The organism is Bacillus chungangensis (assembly GCF_030812995.1).
Classification (GTDB): Bacteria; Bacillota; Bacilli; order Bacillales; family Bacillaceae_C; genus Bacillus_CF; species Bacillus_CF chungangensis.
Map to the genome: position 1 here is coordinate 1 of NZ_JAUSTT010000014.1, position 20410 is coordinate 20410.

18 protein-coding genes and 1 pseudogene are annotated in these 20410 nt (G+C 37.9%); 11 read left to right on the forward strand and 8 right to left on the reverse strand.

Features of this window, described 5'->3' with window-relative positions:
• The first annotated feature begins 169 nt into the window (after positions 1 to 169).
• Positions 170 to 643: a hypothetical protein gene (locus tag J2S08_RS12125; protein ID WP_307229840.1), complete on the forward strand. Its 474-nt coding sequence runs from the start codon at positions 170 to 172 to the stop codon at positions 641 to 643.
• 322 nt (positions 644 to 965) lie between these two features.
• Here the strand turns inward: J2S08_RS12125 and J2S08_RS12130 are convergent, their stop codons facing one another.
• Positions 966 to 4037: an ATP-binding protein gene (locus J2S08_RS12130; RefSeq protein ID WP_307229842.1), complete on the reverse strand. Its 3072-nt coding sequence runs from the start codon at positions 4035 to 4037 to the stop codon at positions 966 to 968.
• Positions 4038 to 4133: 96 nt separating this feature from the next.
• Between J2S08_RS12130 and J2S08_RS12135 the strand changes: the two genes are divergently transcribed.
• The 4 genes from J2S08_RS12135 (at position 4134) to J2S08_RS12150 (ending at position 8053) form a co-directional block, all read left to right on the forward strand.
• Complete coding sequence (locus tag J2S08_RS12135; RefSeq protein WP_307229844.1) at positions 4134 to 5135, forward strand: response regulator; 1002 nt, start codon at positions 4134 to 4136, stop codon at positions 5133 to 5135.
• 55 nt (positions 5136 to 5190) lie between these two features.
• Positions 5191 to 5562, forward strand: a complete 372-nt coding sequence (locus J2S08_RS12140) for a carboxylesterase family protein (RefSeq protein WP_307229847.1) — start codon at positions 5191 to 5193, stop codon at positions 5560 to 5562.
• 338 nt (positions 5563 to 5900) lie between these two features.
• Entirely contained in the window at positions 5901 to 6878 is a 978-nt protein-coding gene (locus J2S08_RS12145) for an AraC family transcriptional regulator (protein ID WP_307229849.1), read from the forward strand.
• A 206-nt stretch (positions 6879 to 7084) separates the two neighbouring features.
• Positions 7085 to 8053: an ABC transporter substrate-binding protein gene (locus tag J2S08_RS12150; RefSeq protein ID WP_307229851.1), complete on the forward strand. Its 969-nt coding sequence runs from the start codon at positions 7085 to 7087 to the stop codon at positions 8051 to 8053.
• Positions 8054 to 8182: 129 nt separating this feature from the next.
• Here the strand turns inward: J2S08_RS12150 and J2S08_RS12155 are convergent, their stop codons facing one another.
• On the reverse strand, positions 8183 to 8680 hold the full coding sequence (locus J2S08_RS12155) for a hypothetical protein (protein WP_307229853.1): 498 nt from the start codon (positions 8678 to 8680) through the stop codon (positions 8183 to 8185).
• Positions 8681 to 8852: 172 nt separating this feature from the next.
• On the opposite strand from J2S08_RS12155, the gene J2S08_RS12160 reads away from it, so the two are divergent.
• On the forward strand, positions 8853 to 9233 hold the full coding sequence (locus J2S08_RS12160) for a helix-turn-helix transcriptional regulator (protein WP_307229854.1): 381 nt from the start codon (positions 8853 to 8855) through the stop codon (positions 9231 to 9233).
• A 302-nt stretch (positions 9234 to 9535) separates the two neighbouring features.
• On the opposite strand, the gene J2S08_RS12165 is transcribed toward J2S08_RS12160, so the two are convergent.
• The 4 genes from J2S08_RS12165 to J2S08_RS12180 all read right to left on the reverse strand — a co-directional run bounded on the left by J2S08_RS12165 (position 9536) and on the right by J2S08_RS12180 (position 14442).
• The gene (locus tag J2S08_RS12165) at positions 9536 to 10879 is read right to left on the reverse strand and encodes a serine hydrolase (RefSeq protein WP_307229856.1); all 1344 of its coding nucleotides are present in this window, start codon (positions 10877 to 10879) and stop codon (positions 9536 to 9538) included.
• Between the two features lie 518 nt (positions 10880 to 11397).
• Positions 11398 to 12198 (reverse strand): alpha/beta hydrolase, encoded by an 801-nt coding sequence (locus J2S08_RS12170; RefSeq protein ID WP_307229858.1) that lies wholly within the window; start codon positions 12196 to 12198, stop codon positions 11398 to 11400.
• Entirely contained in the window at positions 12195 to 13211 is a 1017-nt protein-coding gene (locus J2S08_RS12175; RefSeq protein ID WP_307229860.1) for an ABC transporter substrate-binding protein, read from the reverse strand. The genes J2S08_RS12170 and J2S08_RS12175 overlap by 4 nt, the downstream gene beginning before the upstream one ends.
• Before the next feature lie 43 nt (positions 13212 to 13254).
• Positions 13255 to 14442 (reverse strand): AraC family transcriptional regulator, encoded by a 1188-nt coding sequence (locus tag J2S08_RS12180; RefSeq protein ID WP_307229862.1) that lies wholly within the window; start codon positions 14440 to 14442, stop codon positions 13255 to 13257.
• Positions 14443 to 15105: 663 nt separating this feature from the next.
• On the opposite strand from J2S08_RS12180, the gene J2S08_RS12185 reads away from it, so the two are divergent.
• The 4 genes and pseudogenes from J2S08_RS12185 (at position 15106) to J2S08_RS12200 (ending at position 16987) form a co-directional block, all read left to right on the forward strand.
• A complete protein-coding gene (locus J2S08_RS12185; RefSeq protein ID WP_307229864.1) occupies positions 15106 to 15435 on the forward strand; it encodes a DUF3024 domain-containing protein in 330 nt (109 codons plus the stop codon).
• A 190-nt stretch (positions 15436 to 15625) separates the two neighbouring features.
• Entirely contained in the window at positions 15626 to 16186 is a 561-nt protein-coding gene (locus tag J2S08_RS12190) for a YdcF family protein (RefSeq protein ID WP_307229865.1), read from the forward strand.
• 248 nt (positions 16187 to 16434) lie between these two features.
• Positions 16435 to 16557 (forward strand): annotated as a pseudogene (locus tag J2S08_RS12195) (HAAS signaling domain-containing protein); the annotation flags it as partial.
• 124 nt (positions 16558 to 16681) lie between these two features.
• Positions 16682 to 16987, forward strand: coding sequence for a hypothetical protein (locus J2S08_RS12200; protein ID WP_307230062.1), 306 nt, complete (start codon positions 16682 to 16684; stop codon positions 16985 to 16987).
• A 247-nt stretch (positions 16988 to 17234) separates the two neighbouring features.
• Here the strand turns inward: J2S08_RS12200 and J2S08_RS12205 are convergent, their stop codons facing one another.
• Positions 17235 to 17963: a CPBP family intramembrane glutamic endopeptidase gene (locus J2S08_RS12205; protein ID WP_307229867.1), complete on the reverse strand. Its 729-nt coding sequence runs from the start codon at positions 17961 to 17963 to the stop codon at positions 17235 to 17237.
• Positions 17964 to 17974: 11 nt separating this feature from the next.
• The gene (locus tag J2S08_RS12210) at positions 17975 to 18175 is read right to left on the reverse strand and encodes a hypothetical protein (RefSeq protein ID WP_307229869.1); all 201 of its coding nucleotides are present in this window, start codon (positions 18173 to 18175) and stop codon (positions 17975 to 17977) included.
• A 435-nt stretch (positions 18176 to 18610) separates the two neighbouring features.
• Between J2S08_RS12210 and J2S08_RS12215 the strand changes: the two genes are divergently transcribed.
• Entirely contained in the window at positions 18611 to 20305 is a 1695-nt protein-coding gene (locus J2S08_RS12215; RefSeq protein ID WP_307229870.1) for an MFS transporter, read from the forward strand.
• The last annotated feature ends 105 nt before the right edge of the window (positions 20306 to 20410 follow it).

A 20410-nucleotide genomic window follows, 5' to 3' on the forward strand; every position in this document is an offset into this window, starting at 1 on the left:
GGGGTAGGGACTACCCTTATAGCTTGGTAAATATAGATAGCTAACAAAAGTATCTAGTTCCCAAGAAGCTCCCACTTCAATCAGACCGCAAGGTGGATAAGTGGTGAGTAGTTCACAAACAGCTGTAAGATGCCGATTTATATAATAGAGAACCTAAGGGGGGATAGGGATGAAAAGTGTAATGTTTTCATCGTTTAAAGCAGCCCCATTACAATGGCTGTACAAAAAGAAGGAGAGCTATCATCCAGCAAAAGAGCCAAGAAGCAGCATAAACAAGCAGATTGATTATTACGAAAAGGACATGTCCCGATCACTTGGTCAGTTTGGTATGATTCATTCGACATTTCAAGGAGATAGAAAAAGTAAAAAACAACTGCTAACAACGCTGAAACTCAAGACTTATATGATTAATGCCGAATTGAGCCTTTTGCATCTTGAAAAGAAAAAAGAAAAACAAGCAGCAACACTTGGCAGAGAATTGTATCCTCATGAAAAAAAGACGCTTACGCTTCAGAAAATGACTTACTTTATTGATCAATTTCAAGATGGAGTATGGAGAATGGATAAATTAAAGGAAGATATTGCTCAACAAAAACTTGAGGAAAATACCGGAGGCCAGGAAGGCATTGATGTAATGATTTGATGTATGTTGATAGGAAAAGAAGGAGCTGAGCAAAAGCCCCTTCGTTTTACTGTACTTTTTTATCATACTCTGTACTAAAAAACGAGAGAATCACATGTTGTAATTCCTTACCATTATTCCAAAAGCTTTATTCATTCCGATTTTTTCATAATCGCTTTGCAACTCTTTATCACATCATAAATAAATCATCTAGTCTAGACATCATTCTCTTCACTAGCTCTGGTTCGACGCCCTGATTTTGATATGCTAGCAAGACATCAAGCAGCGGTATATATGCTGATAAAATATGATCGAGTATTGCTTGAATAAAACAAACGACCGTTTACTTTGGTATCACGAAGGATACGGTAGTCCCATGATCAGGATTACTTTGAATATTCAACCCTTTTCCATATAGCTGTTTTAATCGTTGATCGGTATTGGCCAAGCCGATTCCTCTTCGTTTGAGATGTTGGGATGAGAGTGCATCTTTGTCCATGCCGACACCGTCATCACTGATCGCTATTTCAAAGTGGCTCGCATGTTCAGCAATCCGAATCCGTATCACTCCGCCTTTTCCGCGCTTTAATATCCCATGATGGATAGCATTTTCGACAAGCGGCTGAATAGAAAGCGGGGGTAAAGATAGTTGTATGTCTTTGTCCACCTCCCAAACGATTTGTACTCGGTCTCCAAAACGAACTTCCGTAATAGAAAGATAGGAACGAACTAGATCAAGTTCGTATTCAATTGGAACAATACGTTCGGCGTTTTGAAAATCAAAGCTTGTTTGCAAATAATCGCTGAAAGCTTCTAACAGTGCTTTCATTTTCGTTTTATCCGTCTCACTGAACATCATAATCGCGCTCAATGTGTTAAAGAAAAAATGCGGCTGAATTTGAGCTTGAAGCCATGCAGCTTCTATACGAAGACGTTCTTCAATTGATTGTTTTAGATTGATTAATGCCCTTACTCTCGCTTTCAATTCCAATGATTTCAATGGCTTCGTCACATAGTCATTAGCACCTGAAAGAAACGCTGTATATATGTCCTCTCTTTGACTGCGAGCTGTTAAAAAGAGGATTGGGAGCTCAGAAATAGTATAGCGTTCTCGGATGAGACGCGACAGCTCATATCCTGACATATGAGGCATCATAATGTCTGTTATAATCAAATCCCAATTCTTGCTTTTTACTTTAGCAAGCGCCTCTCTGCCGTTTGTTGCTGTTGTAATGTGATATTGCTCTGTTGATAGAACATTGACAAGAATTTTCAAGTTAATAGGATCATCATCTACCGCTAAGATGTTAGGATTGCTTGTAGAAATGGCAGAATCTTGTCTGGCATCTATTGCTGTCTCTTGATATGTTAGCGTATGAAGTGCAAGTGACGCTTCATGTGCAATCGACTTGCTTATGCGATCCTCTGAAAACACTGGCTCTTCCTCGTCCACCTGATTAGACAACGGCAATGTAAAAGTGAAGACAGAACCTTGGCCGACAATGGAGGCAACCTTTAAACTTCCGCCATGCAGCTTTACTAGCTGTCTGCAAATACTTAACCCAAGTCCAATTCCTCCCCCTATAGCTGTAATGCTGGAATCACCTTGTTCATATGGGTGGAAAATCCTTTTTTGTGTGGCTTCATCTATACCAACGCCTGTATCCTCAATATGGATGTATGCATGCTTTTTTTTCACTTCCGCACGAATGGTAATTTTTCCTTCGTTCGTAAATTTAATTGCGTTATGAACCAAGTTGAATAATATTTGAATAAGCCGATTTTCATCTGCAGCCACACTCGGAAATGAATCGGGAATATGAAGCACCAACTGAACAGGTTTGCTATCTGTCATAAAACGCAGCATATCAAATACTCCCGCAGCGATAGTTTGAATTTGGAGGCTTTTTATTTGCAGCTGAATGTTTTTTTCTTTTAGCTGCGTCAAATCAAGGAGGTCATTAAGCGTAAATGACATATGTTCTCCTATCGTAATGAGCAATTCCAAATCTTTCTTATTTTTTTCATTTAATGTACTTCCTTCATTCGTCAATATTGTTTGAGCGATATTCATGATGCCATGAAGCGGATTGCGCAATTCATGGGATGTATTCGCCAAAAAATCGTCTTTTAGCTTATCAGCCTTTTGTAATTTTTTAGAGAGCAGTTCCATCTTAATCGATGTTTGAAAATAACGTTTAAACCAAAATGCCGCCAAAGCTAAAATAGAGGCTAATACATCAAATGGATAGTATGGCATTTGGAATCCACCTAAATTTTTGGCAACACCCCACGTGAGGTTGCATGCGACGGCGGTTGCACTGAGCAATAAGAATATGTTATCCTCTTCTTCTTTAAGGGCAGCTCGCAAAATAAGCACCACAATCCCAAGAGAAGAAACTAATGTTATATAAGGAAGTGGTATCGCTGTACGAGTCAACAATTGGGCAGGTGCCAATAAAACAATCAGCATATATACGCCACATAGCTGTACAAACCAACGCAAGATTCTCAGTTTTGTATATTTAGGAAACAGGTGCTTGACAAATTGGACAAGAAAGATAGCGGTTCCTGTATAGGAAAGGATATAAATTTTTGTTGCCCATTCCCAATTAATCGGTATGAAAGCGAACATCAGTCTGTCATCATCAATTAGAACCGAAATAACCGTAGATAAAATGAGAAAGAAGAAGGAAATCACGGTCTTTTGGCGAATGCCAATCACATACAATAGCCATGCATAAAGAACATGAATAAGCAGAACGATGCACACCATTAGCTGTATCATGATAGAAACCCATTTATCACGTTCGATTGCTGCCCCTTTTCCAAATGAAATGGTTTGGTTAATACCGCCTTTCCCAGTAAAGTCAGCGTTGGCAACATGAATCACAATATCAATTTCATTTCCGTCAACTGTAAAGATGCTTGAATACGGAACTTTTTTCGGTATATAATTCTCAACTTTTTCCGACACTTGGCCAACTTTGTTTAGTAATTGTTCATTTACGAATAATTGGGAAGCTGACCGAACGACAGGAGCCCGAATTCCATACGACTGCAACTTGTCATTAACGAGTATACGCAGTCGATAAGTTCCGTATTGATAAGATATTTTTTCATCTTCCCATAGTTTTGGTATTTCCATGTAGTTTTTTTCACTATTAAGCGCTTTGATTTTGTTTGGTGCTATTAATTGGTTTGGATAGAACTCCCATTCGCCATCTAATGAAATCGTCTTGTTGTTTTTAAGTTCATAATCTCTTAAGTCTAATACACCTTGAACTGGATGTGGATAGTCAGGGAATTGATGGGAAGAAAGAAATAACAGCCGAGCACCAATGAGTACCGTCAAAAACAAGATGACAATCAATATAATTTTTAATTTTGGGAGTTCGATTAATTTTGTTATCATAATAATTAAGTATTCGGTATAAGTTATCGAAACCCTGCTATGACTGAAAAAAGATGCCTTGTCAGGTATGTAAAAACGGAAAGAGGAGTAGAACTAATGAGAGCGATATTAGTCGATGACGAGTCTTTGCCTTTAACGTATTTAAAAAAGATGCTAGAAAACGAGATGGAAGGCGTTGAGGTTGTTGGTGCATATTTAGATCCTCTCGAAGCTTGTGAAGCGGTAACATCTCTTCAGCCTGATGTTGTTTTTTTAGATATTCATATGCCTGAAATGAATGGATTGGAAATAGGTGAGCGCATACAGGAGAACTTTTCTGATGTAGAGATTGTTTTTATCACAGGGTATGATCGATACGCTGTGGATGCCTTTGATCTTTATGCAATTGATTACGTGATGAAGCCAATTCGGCTAGAGCGTCTAAAGAAAACAGTGGAGCGTTTGAATGAGCGTCTGTTACATCGGAAAATGATGCGTCTGGAAATAGAACAAGAACGTCAACACATAAGCTGTTTCAATACATTGAAGGTTGAATTGCCGGATGGAACATTTGAAGTGATGAAATGGCGGACGGCGAAAGCGCAGGAATTATTTGCTTATATGCTTCACTACCGAGGAAGTTTCATTCATCGGGACTCTCTTCTGGAACTTTTATGGCCAGACTTTGATGTATCTAGACGGGAAAAACTGCTTTATACGACGGTCTTTCACATTCGGCAATCGTTGGAAATGTACGGATTGGAAGGAATCTCGATAAAAAGAGATGACTTGAATGATGGCTATACTTTTGATATTGGGTCTGTAAGTATTGACACGGAAGAGTGGGAAAGAGATTTAAAGCAATTGGAGCCGCTTGAATACGACAATATGCAAATCTATGAGCGTTTAGTGAGAACATATACTGGAGATTATTTTGGAGCGTATGATTACTTATGGGCAGAAAGGGAGCGAGAGCGGCTGCGGCGTTTGTGGTTGAATCATGCACATCGTTTAAGTACTTATTATATACAAAATGAGATGATGCCAGCTTCCTTCAAAGTCAATCAACGAATTCAACAGTGCTTCCCTGTTAATGAGGAAAGTCATATTACGTCATGATACTCTATAAATCTATATAACATGTCAACTCTAGGACGGGAATTTTTATTCAAAGATGAGAACTCGTGATGAACACCTTGCCGTATCTTCTAATATGATAAAACGAATAGAGTATAAATTACCTACCCATCTAGTAATCCTTTTTTCATGTCACTGCTTTGAGCTGCCGTTTGTTTTTGGCAACTTTGAAAAATGGGAAAATGCTCCGATGCTTGAGAACGCAGATGATAAAATGATTCGCTCTCTATCTAGTAAGTTTCAGGAAGCACTCACCCACTTTATAGAAGAGGGCACACCAAACAAGGAAAATGCTATGATTTGGCCAAAATACAATGCTGAAAAACGAATGACCTTGGTAGTAAATGAAAAAATGGAAGCAGTCATTGATCCAATTGATATGCAATCGGATATTCACAACCTAATTTAGTATCGATAGTAAAGAAGAAATGAGCTTTATGAGAGATGTTCCGAAGTTTTAGGGACATCCTTTTTTATTTTAACAAATTGGTATAGGAGATAGATGCAGGCTATCCTTCTTCATTGAAAATGAATGCTCGTCCTTTCCAAAATATATGAGATTTTCATCAATTACGACACAATGTCGATTTCAAAACTAGTTTATGCAACATTTTCATGGCGATTTGTCATACAGCAGCATTAACAATAGTAAAAACAAAAATGATTTGCTATACTTTCTATATAATATTGAAAATCATTATCATCGTTGTTTTACCGCAGCGATTTTTGCTATTGGAGGGCGAGAGGATGCATACGACTGACTTCCATCAGAATTTTAATCTTTTTTTTGATGAATTTCGCGTGTCTAGGAAGCATGGGAAAAGGACGGAGAAGCTGGCCCCTCATCAAGAAATAGGGGAGGGGACTATTTTTCGCTTCATTCCTCGGATGGATTTGGAAGTCGTTATTTCTGAATACAAGCTATATCGAGCTTATAAAATGAGGATGTCAACGAAGCGCCCTATGATTGAGCTTAGCTATTGCTTTCAAGGCTTGAGAGAAGCGAATGTTTCTGGAAACCAGCATGAACTTGCTTCGGGATCATGTACATTGCAATTGATGAAAGAAGTAAATGCGCATTTTGAATTTAAAGAAAGCCAGCCATATATGATGATGGGAATTGCGATTCCAGTTTCAACCTTCGACTATTTTATGGAAGAAGTCAGTGGCGTGCATACAAGATCGATTGATTTTGCTCAAATTCTTGGAAAAAAATCTTATCGAATGTTTAAAGAAAAAATCGATCCAGCCGCCTCCGTTATTGCTAAGCAAATCTGTCAATCTGTTAAAACTGGCAGTATGAAAAACCTCGAATTAGAATGTAGTGCACTACAGCTTTTATCAATGGCTTTTCGTTCCTTCCTATTTGACAGCGAACCTGAACCTGCAAGATTTTCCAAACGTGATGTGGGAAAAATCCGTCAAGCTCGAGACATTATTGTAGAACATATGACAGAGCCGCCAACACTACTTGAATTAGCGCGATGGATTGATTTGAACGATTATAAATTAAAAAAAGGTTTTAAAGAAATGTACGGTACAACTGTATTCGGCTATTTGCGGGAAAAACGGTTGGAAAAGGCCTTTTTATTGCTGCAAAACGGAAAAATGAATGTAAACGAAGTATCTTGTGCTGTCGGCTACTCCAACCCAAGTTATTTTGCGGAAGCGTTCCGAACAAAATATGGAATTAATCCTGGAGAATTGATAAGACGATCTTTTTAAAGATATCATTGTCTCCTGTTTCCTTAGTGAACAGGAGCTTTTTTGGTCTTATTTTTTCAATCATCACATTTTTCAAAAATGATTGATTATCCCGCCAACCAGCTGTACCTATCCGGCTACTGGTAGATTACTTTTTCGTATTATAGTAGGATTTACATGAAAATGATAATCTTTATCAATTAATAGTGAAGGAGAAAGAGAGAAGAATGAAAAGGAAAAGCTGGATAGGTAGGATCATTATTCTTGCAATGATGTTGATGATTGCTGGATGTGCAGAGAATACAGGAAGCACAAAAACAGAAGCAGAAAAAAAACCTGCTTCTTCAAGTGGGGAGAGTAAAGCGCAATCGTCATTTCCACGAACAATCAAACATTTGCAAGGGGAAACAGTAATTGAAGAGAAGCCAGTGAGAATTGCCACACCTTATATTTCTTTTGTGGATTATTTAGCTGTTTTAGATGAATATCCGATTGCGGGTCAGGGAATCGCAATTATAGAAAGAAACTTTCCATATTTAAGCAAGATGATTGAAGGAAAGGAAATCATGGATCTCGGGCATGAGGTCGATATTGAAAAACTGTTGGCTTCAGAGCCGGATATCATTATAGCTGCTAACGATATGGCAGATCAATATGATACATTATCGCAAATTGCGCCTACTGTCATTTTCCCTGAGGCAGGAGATTGGCGGGAAACGCTGCAGCAAATTGCTGAAGTGATTGGAAAAGAGGAGAAAGCAGAAAGTGTGCTTGCAGAATTTGACCGCAAATCAGCTGCTTACAAAGAGCAGCTTGCATTTAGAAGTGAAGAATCTGTTTTGTTTACGATGTATCGGGGGAAGGAACAATTTGTGACTTGGGAAGAGGAACGATTTGATCCTTTCTACAACGGACTAGGATTAAAGCCGACAAAAGGCGCTGAAAAGGGTGGTACATTATCATTGGAGGCATTGGCAGAGCTGAATCCAGACCACCTATTTGTTGTGAATAATTGGCAGGAACCAATTGAAGGCGGGGTGAAAGCAGATTTAAAAGACAATAAAGTATGGAATAGTTTAAATGCAGTTCAAAACGGCCAAGTATATGATCTGGAAGACCCTTCGCTGCCAGGACCGCTAGCATTAGCAAAAATTAAAGGAATTGAAGAAGTGATCGAAGTGATGGGGGGAAAATAACTTAATTAGAATATAACGGCTCAAAAGAACGCTTCTGCCGTTCCTTTGAGCCGCCCCTTTTTTATGCTGCAATATCCATTCGCTTCTCTCTTTTCCACATGAAGAAGATAAAGAGAATCCCACCTGTAATCATGGAAATGTAGCAGATTGGTACCAACCATTTTGCCAAATAAATACTCCCGATCGTCCGTATTGATAATCGAATCCAAAAGAAAAAGCAAAAATCGCAATTGGAAGCTGTATGCCGATGAGCACGATGTAGTTCGCCGCTATACTTGAAACCGACATAGCAAGCAGGGAAAAAGCAATTGCCAATATATATACAGCGATGATGGATATGACAATATACTGGATAAAGGTGAGATTGAACCATAAGAAGTTTCCATTGAAAATAGAATTGATATGCGACTGGAAAAACATCTGTGTCTCATTAAACGAATAAAGATAAAAATAGAACATTAGCTCAGCTGTGACAATGATCAACGTACTGATTAGGCCAGCAGCAGCTTTCTTCTTAAATAATGATCTGCCTGTTTTAGCTGTATATTGAAGGTCTCGTAGGTGCTGCAGCCGATCCTTTAAAAAAGTAGGCGAAACAATGAACAGCACACTGATAATGACTAACATGGCCGTATTTTGAATAAATTGGTTATAGTTTCTAAAGACAAGATAAGGAAGAATGGAAGTAATGTCGTCGCTTTCTTCCAGCTGTTGTATGCGTACGATTTGCTGATCGTTGAATGAACCATAACCGCGCTCAAATTTTTCCGTCTCTCATATTGATCAATGAGTTCTATCCTTGTTTGCAGCTCCCAAAATACATCATGCCGCTCTTCGTGCATCACAGGAATGTCGAAATTATAAACGAATTATTGAGATCAAGGAAAGAATCGAACATAACTTGGGCCAAACATTGATCGTAAACCAATTGGCTAAAGAATTTCATCTATCTCCTTTAGAGCTTCAAGAAGGCTTCAAACAGGTTGTCGGATCGACAGTTTATCGATATATTCGACAGCAGCGGATGAAAAAAGCATCACAATTGCTCCAAACAACTAATTTCTCCATTACAAGAATTGCAAATGAAGTTGGCTACGATAATCCGAGTAAATTCACGAGTGCGTTCAAAAAAATCATGTTTGAGACACCTTATGAGTATCGCAAGAAGTTTCAAGAATAAAGAAGGGTGCTTGTGCAGTTTACAAGCACCCTCTTCTAATTCTTTGTTTATTTATCCCGCATCTAACTGGCGAGTCAAGACCCCCACCTCGGGGAGTAAGAGAGGAATCAGAAGCGCTAGGTGGGGATAACTGAAGTCAAATATCCGATTGGTTCGGGCCGACAGGATAAGGAAAGCTTCTTGAATCAACATCGCACGAAGAAAAAGTGGTTTTATTTTTCGAGGGTGTTGCGGCCTTAGCCTTTGTTCTACTTCCCATGAGTAGAGGATGAGAGAAAACCCCTACTCATGGAAGTTTCACTTTATATTTTCTTCGCTGTTTGAATGCCGTTGCCATTATCGATGGATAAATAAATCTCTAATTCTTTCTCGCTAAAGTGAGCACTTACGGATAACCCTCTTAGGAAAAATTCATTTTTGGATGAAGCATGCATTTCCAGTTTCATTGTGCTAGGCAGCTGCAACATTAATCTATCTTCTTCCATCGATACTTCGATTGTTGCATTTGGGTGTTCCATCAACTCATACATGCCTACATATTTTTTCAAATCATCAATTGGTAATTTAATGGCTTTATTGAATGTTGGCTTTTTTGGAATTTCGTAAGGAGCATCGAAAATAATATTCTCTACAGCTTTTATAATCAATTGTTCAAATTCAAAATCTTGCTCTTTATTTCTTAAGAAAATCATCACAATGTCTTGATCAAGATACCTTCTATAATGTGTTGCATATCCTGGCCAGCCGCCGCTATGCAATACACACCTTCCTTTATCAGCATCCTCTTCTAATATCCATCCGAACCCATAAGTAAAAGGCCCTCCATTTTTTGGCTTGGCTGGTGTATAAGCCTCCTTCAATAAATCATCGTGAATCCATTCGCCATTTCTTAACACCCTATCTAATAAGTACAAATCATTAATTGTAGAATGAATTGCTCCATCTCCGACAATTCCGTCCAGATAAGTCACAAATGTTGTTTCAGGAAAATGATCTGGCAGTACATACTTATATTGATAAACATCAAATATATATCCATATGCATAATTTTCTAGTTGTTCTTCAGTCAATCGTTGTGTATATACTTCTGTATGATGCATATTCAGCGGCTGAAAAATTTCTTTTTTCATATACTCGCTAAAGGATAATCCCGTCACTTTTTCAATAATGAGTGCTAACATCACATATCCTGTGTTGCTATATTCCATACGTTCATTAGACTCAAATAATCTTTCTGGCTGATATTGAATCAATAGGTCTAATACGTCTTGATTAACAGCAATTTTACGCTTATCCCAATGATTTTTAAACAAATCCAAGAAGTCAGGCAGACCTGATGTATGATGCAGCAAATGTCTAATAGTAATATTTTTATAAGGGAGTTGTGGGAACCAATGCCCAATATCATCATCAAATGATATTTGTTTAGACTGTACTAACAAAATAATTCCGATTGCAGTAATTGGCTTGGAAACGGACGCGAGATTAAAGATAGAAGTCTCATTTAGTAATCTTTTTGGCTGAATTTCTGCCTCGCCAAAGGCTCCTTTAAATAATATCGTATTATCTTTAGCAATCAATACGGTTCCGTTCATTAATTGATTTTCTTCCACTTCTTTAAAAAAGCTTTTTAATTTTTCTTTCATATTGTTCTACTCCTATTTTTATTTAAGATTTTTCTATCTCTTGGTTTCATCATTTTATGATCTCGTTCTAAAAGGGGAAAAAAGTTTATCCCACATCTCAATGGCAAGCTTCAAAAAATTAGGGGATACAGAAGCGCCAGGTGGGAGAAATTGAAAGTCAAAATTCCAATTGGCTCGGGCCGACAGGATAAGGAAAACTATTGAATCATCATTGCATAAAGAAAAAGCAGTTTCCTTTTTCGAGGACGTTGTGTCCTTCGCTTTTGTTCTATTTTTTATCAGTGGGGGATGAGAAAAACCCTCACTAATGGAAGCTTCACTCGTTGGTTGTTCTACTTAAAGTCTTCCTTTCATTAGTATGATAGAAGAAGCTTAATTTAAAATGAATATAACCTTACATTTTAAGGATTTTAGTGTAAAGGAGGGATTTCTCATCATTTACAAAAATTAGGATCGAAGAAGTGTTGGAGAGTGTTGAGGAACCCCCTCTGCAAAACAAGAGGGGGTACCGAACTTTCTTATGACCATAGGAATCTTGGAATGCGGCTAAGTATAGCTGGAAGAACGCTCACATGGTCTTCGCCAGCGAATTTGACTGATTCTGTTTGTATGCCTTTTTCCGATAAGGGTTGCATACGTTCAGCCATCTGTTCTACTCCATCTAGCATATCGGGAAGCTCATTAGCACCAATTGTCAGCAGCAAATTTCTCTGATACTCCCCTTGCCAAGTCTCAGCGAGCCTTTCCTGTTCTTTTAGAACTTCGTTATTTCCCCACCAGATAGAGGGACTTCCCGACACGTAATGGGTGAACAAGTAAGGTCTTGTAAACAAGGCATGAAGCGTCAGAAGACCTCCCAAAGAATGACCAATAATGGCTTGTCTGTTCTTATTGATTGGAAATTCTTTAGAAATCACAGGCATCAGTTCCTGTTCGATAAATTTTAAGAAATCATCCGCTTCGCCACTAGGCGGCCATGGACTCCCATCAGGTCGAGACGGGAGAGTAGATTCATGGATCTGCATTGTAAAATCACGGCAACGCCGTTCCATATCGAATGGTTCACGTGATGGATAGCCAATGCCAATTACTAAAATGGGATCAAATCCTTTAGGCTTACGTGTTTGCAGCTTGACTGTTTCTGCAAGTGTTTGGAAAAGCGCATCCCCATCTAATGCATAAATAACAGCATAGCCGTTGGGAGGAGGCTTATCTTTAGGAGATGCTACCATCATTCGATATTCCAGTTGTCGTTGCGATGTCATTTGGTATTCAAAATATCTTTCTAGCGTATAAGGTACTCTTATCATTCCACTCATGGTAAAAGGAACCCCATTGCTTCCTCAATCACTTTCTCGTGAGCGATAACGCCGCCGTAGCCCCAATAATCACCTGAAACCTCGTAAGCTTGACCATTTTTGACTGCAGGCATGCTCTGCCATATTTTACTTTCCTTCAGTTCCTTTAAATAATCTTCTGCCATATTGCCATTTACGAGGAAAATATAATCGGCATCTAATTCGGGCAATATTTCAAAGGACACTTCCAAGGCACCGTCCTTTACCATATCACTTTGTTCAAAACCAAGCTCATGAGTTAACACATAACCTCCAAAGGAATCGTAGCCCATAAAGAACGTGCCTTTCTGATTAAAGCGAATCAGCACCACCTTTTTCCCTTTCGTAATAGACGCCAGCTTAGACCTTGCCTCTTTCATCTTTTTGTTGTAGTTTTGTAAGGCTTGTTCTGCCTTATCTTGCTCATCCAGCAGTTGACCTAAAACTTGAATAGAACTGTTCAGATCGCCAGAAGCGTTCTTGAACACATAGGTTGGGGCAATCTTTGAATATTGTTCATACACGTCATTCTTGGCATAATTGGCATGGTGCAAAACAATCAGATCTGGTTCATACGCCATAATTGCTTCTCCTGCCGGAGGATGGCCGCTAGTAAAGTTAATCTCTGGTATATCGCTTAACTGATCTTGTAAATATAGCTGTGGTTGAACACTGTTCGCCCATTGGAGAACCGGTTTAATGCCTAGCGCGACTAAGGAATCCTCCATTACCGGGGCAAATATGCGGGTCGGCTTAGTTGGTATCGTCACCTTATTTCCGAGCTCATCTGTTACAGTCAACGGATAGGCGTTGATTTTCTCTTTGCTGCTATCAGCAGCCGTTTTCGATGAACTGGCTGAATCTGTTGTTTTCTGTTTTGCCTGTTCTGTACCTTCCGATTTTGAGCTGCAGGCAGCAAGGAAACTAGTTGCTAGCAACAGGATGGAAAGTATGGAGGCAATTTTTCTGCCATGATTGCTGAAAACTTGCTTCATGATTAAAGTCCCCTTTCGTTGATAATGATTCTCATGTGTAGCATTATAAATCAATGTCAGGCAGGACTCCATGGACAGGAGCAGGAAAGGGATTTGGATTTTTCCCAGTTAGCATAAGCAGCATTTCATCCAAAATTCGGTTCATTCCTATGCATGAATAATCGAACCACGGATCAGCTGGTATAAGATAAAGATGCTCGTTTTTTACTGCCTTCAGTTTTTTCCACTGTGAGAGATATTGCAGCGAAAGCCAGTAATTTCGCGTCTCTGTATCAGGACAGACAAGTAAGAGCAGGCGGTCGGGATTCAAATCAGATAGTTGCTCAAACGATATTTGCTCATTGCATGGCACTCTCTCTGGATGAATGAGGTTCAGCTGTAAATCGTTATAAATGACATCTCTGATACCTAGATTGCTGTACAAATATATTTTATTTCCAGATAACCTAAGAACTGCAAATACATCATTGCCAACATACTCACGAATGCTCTCCCTCGCTTGTGCTGCTTTAGTCTCATAAGTGTGAATCCAGTTTTCGCAGCGCGTCTGCTTCTCCAATGCGCTTGCTAATTCTCTAAGTTGTGCTTTCCAGTCTTTAGCTTCAATGGGGATTATATCGATTCCACTCATTTTCAAACGCTTTATTATATTGACCGAGGGTATGTCCTGTACAAATAATACATCCGGTTTAGCTGACAACAGCTTCTTGAAGTTTTCCTCCGTTTCGCTATTGCTAATATCTAAATGTACTTTGATCCTATAATGATAATAGTAGTAATAATATGGACTCCATTTTGGATTCAGCGGGGCGGCAACTGGAACAATACCAAGTGCCAGCAAATGCCCGATTGCTGAGACTGAAAAGACAGAAATTCGTTTTCGAGAATTTTTGCTATAAGCAGAAGGTGAGACACCTACCTCTTTCTTAAATTTCCGGCTGAAATAAAACTCATCGTTGTAGCCGACTTTTCGCGCGATATCGCGTAGAAATAAATCAGAATCTCGAAGCAGCTGTTTAGCGTGGCCGATACGAAGTTCTGTCATGTAATCGGTGGTGCTCTGACCAAATGCTTTCTTGAACGCTTCACCAAAATAGTTCGGACTTAGTCCTGCCATACGCGCAAGATAGTCAATAGATAGCTGCTTATCATAATGGATCCCCATATATTTCCGGACATCATCTAGCGACATTCTATTATTGCCATCGGTTGCTTTCTCCATATTAAACATAAGAATCCACCTCCTGCACAGGCAATGACATGAAGAAGCCGTCGTGATTCCTTCTGCCGTCCATCTTGCCTCTGCATTTACACATACTTTTTAACTTACTCTGACTGATTTTCTTGATTTCCCTAGCTGAGAATAACATAAAGGTCATCCCTCTTCCTTCATCTTTGGTTGATACATTTGGGACGTGTTATTACCTCTGACATTTACATTCTCTTATAATTAAATAAATATCCACGGATGGCAGAAGAAAGCTTTTGCCTTGTGCTGCAAATATGGTTTATCATCAATACATATCGTTCCACTGCCTTGGACAAAAATGATTAATGTATGCTGCATGGCTGTTATATATTGAAAGCTCCATTGTGAAGAGTGAATCAGATATCAATATCGGATAAATAAAAAAGCAATGATGTAGAAGGAATCTGCCTTTTACTCACCTTTTATTCTCTCCTTTACACAAGTGAAAATGATTATCAATTAGTGGTATTGTATAAAAGATGGAGGGGGATTTCAACCAAAGGGATTATTTAAATACAGGATAGTATACAAAGGTTTAGATATAAACAGTTTCATGAAATGAACAACGGCTTCGGTTCGTCAATCAAGAAGGCTATTAGAATTTATTATAGAATATGATAATAAAAACCGAATGAGGTGTGGCTCATGGATGCATTCACTAAACATAGAATTGAAAAAATCATGTCGGATTATATTGAACAGAAAGTGCCCAAAAACATCAGGAACCAAAGAAGACTTAACTTTAAGTTTAGAGGCAATAACGTCACGCTTGTAGAAGAAAGGCCTGCTTTTCAGAGTGATAGATGGGTTGAATTACATATTGCCCAATTTCGATTAGAACAAAATAAATGGAAAGTTTACTGGAGAGATAGTAAGGAAAAATGGCATTTTGTTGAGGACATCATCCCCGATGAAGATTTTATAAAACAATTAATGATCGTTGATAAAGATGACAGAGGAATGTTTTGGAGATAAATAGAAACCAATTGAGAGAACGTTTTTAAACATCATTTTCAACCGTTTTTCAATCATTTACCGATGCCAAAAAACTAATACCCGCAAAAAGAAAGCAATTTTCTTTGCGGGTATTAATAAATAAGTGATATAAGAGCTATTATGTAAGATGATAAGATAAAAAGCTGCATAGAAGAAAAAGGTGTAGAGGATGAAAAAATGGTTTTCTATAGTGATCTTTATTTGTTGTTTTTCATTTGTTGTCATCCATCTTTCCATAGTAAATGCGGGAAAAAAATCACCAGAGCCTAATGCGGATTATTTGGTGGTGCTAGGGGCGAAATTAGATGGAGAACAGATGTCGCTGTCATTGTTATATCGAATGAATGCGGCCTTCACTTATTTAGAAGCGAATCCAAATACGAAGGTGATTGTTTCAGGAGGAAAAGGAGCTGGAGAAATTATCACAGAGGCGGAAGCAATGGCTAGGTTTCTAGAAGATAATGGCATAGAAAAAAATAGAATCATAAAAGAAGAAAGCTCGACATCGACGTATGAAAATTTGTTGTTTACAAAGCAATTAATTGGAGGTAAACAAAAAGATATTGTGATTGTAAGCAGTGATTTTCACTTATTTCGAGCTGGAATAATTGCTAAACGCGTAGGATTTGAACCGCAATTTTTAGCTGCTCCTACACCGGAAATAGTAAAGATAAAGCTATGGCTCCGAGAGTATGCTGTGGTTGTAAAATCATTGCTGTTGGATTGGTAGAGATGTGTCAGTTGTTAGATATTTGAGCATTATTCAATTTCGCTTGGCTAAAAAAAAGTAGAGTGGATGATAAATCATGTAATTTCGCGAAATGAACAATCATTCCACCAAAACTTCTTTATTTGTTTTAACAGCTTCATAATAACCAGTACCTTGCTATAAACAGTAGAATGTGATAAATTGTATGAATATAAGATATTTGGAAGTAATGAAATAAAGACTCATGCAAAAACGAGGAGGTGATACACATGAGTCCGTTAGTGAAAAACTATTTGGAGACATTAGATAGGGGCTTAAAAAAACTCCCCGAGAAAGACCGGCTTGAAATTGTTCATGAAATCAAAAGTCATATTGCAGAAGGTATACGAAACGGCCAATTGGAACCAGTAATCTTGGGAAAGTTAGGTGATCCAAGAAAGCTGGCGAAAGCATACCGTAGCGAACATCTCCTACAGCAAAACCCAACCTCTTCCATGAGAAAGATCTTACGTATAATTGGTTTTTATTCCACAATTAAGTGTCATTATCGTACCAATATTAGCAACAATCGCATATGGTTTTGGTTTTTGTACTGTTCTTGTTATCCTAGCAGGTATTATTCGTTCTTTCGGGGTTACATGGATTCAAATGGATATTGGCCCCGGCATTTCTGTTCCGACAGAATGGAGCATGGTCTTCGCACTCGTGGTCGGTGGCATTATCGGTTCTATCGCTTATTTTAGCTGGAAGTACTTAAAGGTTTATCTAGCCTTTGTTTCAAAACAATACCGCAGTATACTGCCTGTAAACAGATATGAATAAGTTATAGGAGAACACATGGAAAAAACATATCCATTTTTTTAAGAAGGCCTCTTTCTAAAATGTACTCTGCTTCTTATAAGCGCACATTTAAGATAAAGCACTTCTCATTTTATTTTTGGGCTATGTGGGGGAATATTTATTTATATAACTAAAAGAGCACTTACTATTGAGTCAATCACCATCTTTCATTAAATAGATGAATAGATTTAGAATTTTCATCATCATTTGTGCCTTAGATTTAACTCTTTCATAGTACAAAGTTTACAGCTATCACATTGATCCCATTTATAAACATATGCAGAATGATAGGGGCATAAATACTTTTGTACTGATGATAAAGGTAAGCAAAAGCGAGTCCCATTACAAAAATTGCCGGCATAATAAAGGGGATCAGTACGTGTGCAAGCATAAATAGAAATGCGGAACCGAAAGCTGCAATTGGAAAATTCCACTTTTCATAAAGAGCTCTAAAAATTCCCCCTCTAAAAATGATCTCTTCCAATATAGGTGTAATAACAGCCATTCCTATAAATACGATGATCATCTTCCACCCACCAACACTTAACAATTCAGCTGTACTACTTGATTTGGTATATTTTACTTCGTCTCCAAAAAACAAGGCAAAACTGATTATTTGAGAAATGATAATGATAAACCAACACAATGGCACCTGCCATACTAGCTTCAACAGTTGATTTTTCTTTAGTGGTACAAAACCTAGAGCATCCCAACCTAATCCATTTTTAACTAATAGATGCTTTTTTATCGTATATAAAATTGCAATAAATATAGGAATTAATAGGCTGCCAGTAAGCACTAATCTTGCATCAGAATAATGATGATCACCAAAAATCATCAATAATATGATACCAACTAACAATATACCTAGTGACCAAAACAAACAAATGACAATCGTCTTTAATACGTCAATAAAATGAAATCTCATATGATGGATAGACCTCATTTCTTCGTTCATTCTTAAAAAATTCACCTTATTTTTGTTGGTTCATCTGCATACCACACAGTGTAACCGCAATTTCCACATATATAAGGATTTACTCTCGTATTTTTCTTGTTGCCAAACATTTTATCTCCTTCATGATTTTTTACTAGAATTCCCTTAAATCCTTGATCTACATAACATTTGATTAATTCTTCTTCGCATTTGTCGCATCTCTTAATAGACATAAAATATAACCTCCCAAAAAGATTGAATGATCATGCTGATAATCTCCATATAAGTACGTATGAATATCTTATTAAGTTCCATTTATCTCTATATGAAGAAATATTTTCACTTATATAGGGTGTTTTCTATTTTTCAAAATCTACTGAAATAAAAAAGAGAGATTAGTATGAAAGCAAATCAATCTATCTTACTTTGTGTTGCCAGTAGCACAATCAAATAAACGAAAAGGACAGGCCGATCCTTTTTTTATATCTTGTGCTGAAACACTAATTACAGCGAAAAGAGAACTTATCTTCTGAGCATACCTACAATAATAACAACGGAATTTAATAATCGGAAATATTAAAAAAATGAATGCAACCAGTTGCCTTCAAATGATGTTTTATATATAATGTAACCATTCGATTGCATTTTATATAAGGAGGATGGGAGTAATGGTGAAGGAGAAAAATAATTATTTACTTCCGATTATAGCGACAACACTGGGGTTTTTTATGGCGTTATTGGATACGACCATTGTGAATGTTTCACTGACTAAAATAACAGCATATTATGAAGCGGCGTTTGGTGAAATTTCTTGGATTATCGATAGCTACAACATGGCTTTTGGGGTTATTCTTCTAACGGCGGTACGCTTAGCGGATCAATTCGGGCGCAAACGAATTTTTCAAATTGGTTTATTATTGTTTACTGTTTCTTCTCTTCTTTGTGGACTTTCGTTGTCCATTGAAATGTTAATTATCTCTCGTGCTATTCAAGGACTTGCTGCGGCGATGATTGTACCGGTTAGTATTCCAATGGTGTTGGTTCACATGCCTGTAGAGAAAATCGGAAGTGTGACAGCCTTATTTGGTATTATGGCAGGTGTAGCGACATCTTTAGGACCTACTATTGGAGGATTTCTTTCTGAAAAATTTGCGTGGCAATGGGTATTTTACATTAATATACCAATTGGTGTTTTAGCGATCGTGTTGATCCAATCTAGTGTTCGTGAATCATTTGATTCGACAGCTTCAAAAAAAATCGATTGGGGCGGAATGATCACATTAAGCGGTTCTCTTTTTGCTTTAATCTACGGGTTATTGCAAGTAAAAGAAGCTGGCTGGACTTCAATCCCCGTTCTCTTCTATTTAATCAGCGCAGCTATTGGAATGCTTCTCTTCTTCATGATTGAAAAGAAAGGAAAAAACCCAATGTTTCCAGTAGAACTGTTTAAAAATAGACAATTTACATTTGGCAATATTGCCGCTTTGTTTTTAGGCATTGGCATGATGAGTGTCTATTTCTTAATGGCTTTCTATCTCACATCTGTTAAAGAAATGAGCCAGCTAGAAGCCGGATTAATACTCAGTTCTTCATCCGTAGCAACAATGTTGATAACACCAATTGCAGCACAAGCATACAAATGGGGGACAAAATGGTTTGGTGTCATCGGATTTATGCTTTTCGGCATTGGTACTTATTTATTAGGGAATATTCCTTTAGATAGTACAATCTGGGTTACAATCGGAGTGCTTATGGTGATTGGTGTAGGTTCTGGCATGATTTTTAGTCCATTGTCAATGGCACTAATTATACAAGTACCTGAAGAAAAGGCCGGTATTGCTTCAGGATTATTTCAAGTGAGCAGGGCTATCGGATCAGCAATTGGAGTGGCTCTTTTGGTTGTTTTACTGCAGCATTCGATGGAAGATGAAATTAAATTAGCAAAACAAGAGATGATACTTCAAGTAGAGGCTAGTGAGCTTACAAGGGAAAGCAAGGCATATATGATAGGTGAATTAAAGAAAATGAAGGAAGGGGATGAACAAAAAGGGAAGCAGACAACATTAGAGGATGCTTTAGCACAGTTAGATGAGAAAAGAAACAATTTATTACAGGAAGCTCCCATTAACGAACATTCGAATATAAAATTGAAATTTGCTAAAGAACAGGAGGCAATGGAAAAGCTATTTCCTGATTTGACACAAACAATGAATAGACATGTATCTTTCGCTTTTCAGTTCGTCTTTCATCTTGGCTCTATCGCCTTGTTTATCGGAGTGATCTTTGCCTATCTTAACGGAATAAATTCTCGGGAAATGGTACAATATCTTCGAAAAAGAGACACTCAAATCAATTTGAATTAGTTGAAAAAAGCAGTCTTATAAAAGTATTAGTGCATGCATTCAGTTGCTTTCTCCTTTCTTTTTTCGATATAATGTGGTCGACTATAAGGGACGAAAGAGGGAGCA

Coding starts and splice junctions, on each gene's coding strand:
- J2S08_RS12125 (WP_307229840.1), top strand. CDS start 170: ATGAAAAGTGTAATGTTTTCATCGTTTAAAGCAGCCCCATTACAATGG.
- J2S08_RS12130 (WP_307229842.1), bottom strand. CDS start 4,037: ATGATAACAAAATTAATCGAACTCCCAAAATTAAAAATTATATTGATT.
- J2S08_RS12135 (WP_307229844.1), top strand. CDS start 4,134: ATGAGAGCGATATTAGTCGATGACGAGTCTTTGCCTTTAACGTATTTA.
- J2S08_RS12140 (WP_307229847.1), top strand. CDS start 5,191: ATGAGAACTCGTGATGAACACCTTGCCGTATCTTCTAATATGATAAAA.
- J2S08_RS12145 (WP_307229849.1), top strand. CDS start 5,901: ATGCATACGACTGACTTCCATCAGAATTTTAATCTTTTTTTTGATGAA.
- J2S08_RS12150 (WP_307229851.1), top strand. CDS start 7,085: ATGAAAAGGAAAAGCTGGATAGGTAGGATCATTATTCTTGCAATGATG.
- J2S08_RS12155 (WP_307229853.1), bottom strand. CDS start 8,680: ATGTTAGTCATTATCAGTGTGCTGTTCATTGTTTCGCCTACTTTTTTA.
- J2S08_RS12165 (WP_307229856.1), bottom strand. CDS start 10,879: ATGAAAGAAAAATTAAAAAGCTTTTTTAAAGAAGTGGAAGAAAATCAA.
- J2S08_RS12170 (WP_307229858.1), bottom strand. CDS start 12,198: ATGAGTGGAATGATAAGAGTACCTTATACGCTAGAAAGATATTTTGAA.
- J2S08_RS12175 (WP_307229860.1), bottom strand. CDS start 13,211: ATGAAGCAAGTTTTCAGCAATCATGGCAGAAAAATTGCCTCCATACTT.
- J2S08_RS12180 (WP_307229862.1), bottom strand. CDS start 14,442: ATGTTTAATATGGAGAAAGCAACCGATGGCAATAATAGAATGTCGCTA.
- J2S08_RS12185 (WP_307229864.1), top strand. CDS start 15,106: ATGGATGCATTCACTAAACATAGAATTGAAAAAATCATGTCGGATTAT.
- J2S08_RS12190 (WP_307229865.1), top strand. CDS start 15,626: ATGAAAAAATGGTTTTCTATAGTGATCTTTATTTGTTGTTTTTCATTT.
- J2S08_RS12205 (WP_307229867.1), bottom strand. CDS start 17,963: ATGAACGAAGAAATGAGGTCTATCCATCATATGAGATTTCATTTTATT.
- J2S08_RS12210 (WP_307229869.1), bottom strand. CDS start 18,175: ATGTCTATTAAGAGATGCGACAAATGCGAAGAAGAATTAATCAAATGT.
- J2S08_RS12215 (WP_307229870.1), top strand. CDS start 18,611: ATGGTGAAGGAGAAAAATAATTATTTACTTCCGATTATAGCGACAACA.